At 70.6% G+C, this 2,484-nt stretch carries 3 protein-coding genes and 1 pseudogene; all 4 read left to right on the top strand.

Annotated features, from left to right (window positions below):
* Positions 1-1,053 (top strand): annotated as a pseudogene (locus tag B9S57_RS10830) (histidine kinase); the annotation flags it as partial.
* 9 nt (positions 1,054-1,062) lie between these two features.
* Complete coding sequence (locus B9S57_RS10825; protein ID WP_006127850.1) at positions 1,063-1,476, top strand: roadblock/LC7 domain-containing protein; 414 nt, start codon at positions 1,063-1,065, stop codon at positions 1,474-1,476.
* Positions 1,477-1,610: 134 nt separating this feature from the next.
* Positions 1,611-2,018: a DUF742 domain-containing protein gene (locus B9S57_RS10820; RefSeq protein WP_003966010.1), complete on the top strand. Its 408-nt coding sequence runs from the start codon at positions 1,611-1,613 to the stop codon at positions 2,016-2,018.
* Positions 1,999-2,484 (top strand): ATP/GTP-binding protein (locus B9S57_RS10815; RefSeq protein ID WP_103515330.1); only part of this gene is annotated, 486 nt, incomplete at its 3' end. The genes B9S57_RS10820 and B9S57_RS10815, both read left to right, overlap by 20 nt.

Genomic DNA, 2,484 nt, shown 5'->3' with positions numbered 1-2,484 from the left:
CAGCCGCAGCAGGCCCAGCTGGGCCAGGACGGCCGGCAGCAGCCCGGCGGTCCCGGCCGCCAGCTGCCGCCCTCGGGCGGACCGCGGGGCGAGCTGCCCGGCGGCAACCCGCAGCCCCAGCGACCGCAGAGCACGAGCTGGGGCGTCGAGGAGCAGGGTGCCCCCCGGCGTACGCAGCCCGACTCCCCGCGCGGCCACGAGGAGCACGACGGCGGCCGGTTCGCCAGGCCGGGCACCTCCGGTCCGGACCAGCCCTTCAGCCCGCCGAACCAGCGTCCGCCGATGAACGACCGCCAGGGCCCCGGTGCGACGTCGGAGTTCGCCCGCCCGGACTTCTCGGCTCCGGGGGCCCCTCAGGCCCAGGACCCGGCGAGCACCGCGCAGTTCGCCCGCCCCGACTTCAACGCCCCGATGCCGCAGGACCAGGGCTACGGCGCCCAGGCACCGCAGGCTCCCGCTCCCCACCGGCACGACAACGCCGACTTCGGCGCACCGCGTCCGCCGGTCCCCTCCGCGGGTGAGCCGCCGCGCCGTCCCGCGCTGCCGCAGCAGCCCGACGTGCTTCCGCCGGCCGGTCCGGGCGACGGGCGTACGCCGCTCTTCGACACGCTGGAGACGAACTGGTTCCACGGCCCGCAGCAGGGTGGCCAGCAGCCACCCGCCGCCGAGCCGCAGGCACCGGCCGCTCCCCAGCCCGCCGGCAACCCGCCTCCGGCCATGCCCCGGCGTGGCGCGGCGGACACCGGTGCCACCAGTTCATGGCGCGCCTCGCCCAACGACGACCTCGTCCGTCAGGCGGAGCGCGTCAAGAAACCCGCCGCCGGCGGGATCACCACGTCCGGTCTGCCCCGCCGTGTCCCACGTGCCAATTTGGTGCCGGGCACTGCTCAGCAGCAGAATCATCAGTCCGGACCTCAGGTTTCGCGTGCGCCCGATGACGTACGCGGCCGTCTGACCAATCTCCGCCGGGGCATCCAGCAGGGACGACAGGCCAACACCGGCTCGTCTACCGGCAGTTTCCAACTCGGCCCCACTCACCAGCAGGAGCGTTAGTTGAGCCCCATGAGTCAGGCCGCGCAGAATCTGAACTGGCTGATCACCAACTTCGTGGACAACACCCCAGGGGTGTCCCACACGGTGGTGGTCTCCGCGGATGGCCTGCTGCTGGCGATGTCCGAAGGTTTCCCGCGCGATCGCGCCGATCAGCTGGCGGCTGTCGCCTCCGGTCTGACGTCGCTGACGGCGGGTGCCTCCCGGATCTTCGAAGGCGGCGCCGTGAGCCAGACGGTCGTGGAGATGGAGAGAGGTTTCCTCTTCCTCATGTCCATCTCGGACGGGTCCTCGCTCGCCGTCCTCGCCCACCCGGACGCCGACATCGGCCTGGTCGGGTACGAGATGGCACTCCTCGTCGACCGCGCGGGGACCGTCCTCACTCCTGACCTCCGTGCCGAGCTACAAGGAAGTCTGCTCCACTAGGCGGCCATGCGGCAGACACCTGACACGATCCCCCCAGGTACTACTCAAAACCCTCACCCGTCCGGCCGACACACCCCCCCACCGGCCACCTTCAGACGGCAAGCCGACACCCTGCTGTCACGCCCGGAGGATTTATGACCCCGCCACCCGCCTCACCTGATCCGTACGGCGCACTGCACCACGCGTCGTACGACGGTGAAGGCGACCAGCCGCTGGTCCGTCCCTATGCCATGACCGGCGGACGTACCCGGCCGCGGTACCAGCTCGCGATAGAGGCACTGGTCAGCACCACAGCGGATCCCGCCCACCTCGGGACGCTGCTCCCCGAGCATCAGCGGATCTGCCACCTCTGCCGCGAGGTCAAGTCGGTGGCCGAGGTCTCGGCCCTGCTGTCCATGCCTCTGGGCGTGGCGCGGATCCTCGTGGCGGACCTGGCGGAAGCCGGCATGGTGGCCATCCACCAGCCGGGCAACGGAGAGGCCGGCGGCGCGCCGGATGTGACACTGCTCGAAAGGGTGCTCAGTGGACTTCGCAAGCTCTAGCGGCGGTACGGCCCGCTCCACCACCTCGGCGAAAATCGTGGTGGCAGGGGGCTTCGGCGTGGGTAAGACCACGTTTGTCGGTGCCGTTTCGGAGATCAATCCGCTGCGCACCGAAGCCGTGATGACGTCCGCCTCCGCGGGCATCGACGACCTGACCCACACCGGGGACAAGACCACCACCACGGTGGCCATGGACTTCGGACGCATCACCCTGGACCAGGACCTGATCCTCTACCTGTTCGGCACCCCCGGACAGGACCGCTTCTGGTTCATGTGGGACGACCTGGTCCGCGGCGCCATCGGCGCCGTCGTCCTCGTCGACACCCGCCGCCTCGCCGACTGCTTCCCCGCCGTCGACTACTTCGAGAACAGCGGCCTCCCCTTCGTCATCGCCCTCAACGGCTTCGACGGACACCAGCCCTACACACCCGACGAAGTACGCGAAGCACTCCAGATCGGCCCGGAC

This window comes from Streptomyces sp. SM10 (assembly GCF_002910915.1).
Classification (GTDB): domain Bacteria; phylum Actinomycetota; class Actinomycetes; order Streptomycetales; family Streptomycetaceae; genus Streptomyces.
The sequence above is the reverse complement of the archived record's forward strand: the minus strand, read 5'-3'. Positions and strand labels throughout refer to the sequence as shown.